At 55.4% G+C, this 1521-nt stretch carries 2 protein-coding genes; both read left to right on the top strand.

The annotated features are described in order from the left end of the window. A partial coding sequence (locus tag ACFQND_RS12300) for a cytochrome b (RefSeq protein WP_377413634.1) occupies positions 1-232 on the top strand: 232 nt, incomplete at its 5' end. 888 nt (positions 233-1120) lie between these two features. Further along, positions 1121-1354 carry a transposase gene (locus ACFQND_RS12295; protein WP_082763158.1) on the top strand — a complete coding sequence of 78 codons (234 nt, stop codon included), beginning with the start codon at positions 1121-1123 and terminating at the stop codon, positions 1352-1354. Positions 1355-1521 lie beyond the last annotated feature (167 nt).

Here is a 1521-nt window from a genome sequence, read left to right as displayed (position 1 = left end):
CCTGACGGGGTATCTTTTGAGCAACCGGATGGGCGAGGCCATCGTGTTGTTTGGCTCAATCAACCTTCCTCCTCTGTTGGTGGCTGACCAGGCACAGATGGCACTCATGGAATCGGTTCATAAATGGATAAATTACAGTCTCATCGGAATTACAACACTGCATATTCTGGCCGCCTTCAAGCACCACATGATTGACCGCGACGCCACCTTACACAGGATGTGGCTGCGCTGAGTTCTGGGATTCTTCGACCTTGAAGTTACCAGGCTCGCAGGCCACCGTACATGAAGTAATGCATTTGTACCGACCCAGGGGCACGGCTATACGCCGGGCGGCTGTTCCGAACTTCGGTCGCAAAAATAACTTAAAAAACCTGATTTTCGATGTCTCACGACTTTATATACCTCGCCGGATTCATTGCATTGGGGGCGTTCATTTTGACAGGTAGCTACTACCTGTCTGCTCGGCAGTTCAGTCATCTGCTTGGCTTGACTATAGGCCTGACTACCGCATCCATGGCCTGGTTCCACGTAGGAGCCCTGCGGTCTGAAGCAGACAGCCCTGTGCACTACGCCGTGCTGACCATCGCGCAGTACGGCGTACTCGGACTGGGCTTCAAACTATGGTTCTCGCTCAACTATCCTCGGTTCAATCGCGCATCTCGACTGGTAGCACATAGTCTCGCGCATGCATCCCTCACGTTCGTTATTTTTGCAGGCTACTGGTTGAAAATTACTCACCCAATACTCGTATTCCTTCTATATCCTCTGTCAAGTCTTTCCGTGGCATTGATAGCCGAGAGCGTCGAGGAGGCCTTAGAGCGTCGAGTCAAGAAGGCGAGTAGGTAGACCAAAGTAGTTGGCTGCCATAAAGGAATCGGCCATGAAAAAACTCTCAGTCTTGCGATCATCTGGTCGCTACAGCCGACCCGCACTTTTTTTCATTGGGCACTTTCCGCGCTGATTCCCGTTCAGATCGGCCTTGGCTGGTACATGCTGTCCATTGAAGGCACACGGGGCAGCGCTGCTTACCTCGCCTTGCATGTGTCGCTCGGCTTGACAGCCGTAAGCGCACGGCGAACCCATCTTGAGATAGTACCGAGAGTCGTGCATCGTGTGCACGATGAAGATCACGCAAACCAAGGCGCGCGAGGCGATTGCCCCAACGTCCAAGAGGCGTTCGTACAGCCCTGAACTCAAGAGCCAAGTCGTAGCCCAAACCCAGGTGCCCGGCGCCTCGGTGGCGGACGTTGCGCTGGCCTATGGCATCAACGCCAAAATCGTTCACCGCTGGCTGCGCGAGCGCGCTGGCCAGCCGCCGGTTGCGCCTTCGGGCTTCGTGGCGCTGAGCCTGTAGTCGGGCAAAGGAGTGCCGGCGCAGCGGGACGATGCGCCAGGCGAGGGGGGCGTGTCCGAATTTTTGTGTAAACGGTTCGGACTTGGGGTCTCCTCGTTTTCAGTGCAATAAGTGACGGTACGCAAAGCTAGCACTGGCGCGGGGGTGGTCTGGGTAGACCGTTGATT

The organism is Polaromonas aquatica (assembly GCF_042659145.1).
Taxonomy (GTDB): Bacteria; Pseudomonadota; Gammaproteobacteria; order Burkholderiales; family Burkholderiaceae_C; genus Polaromonas; species Polaromonas aquatica.
This window is presented reverse-complemented; position numbering and strand designations above follow the sequence as displayed.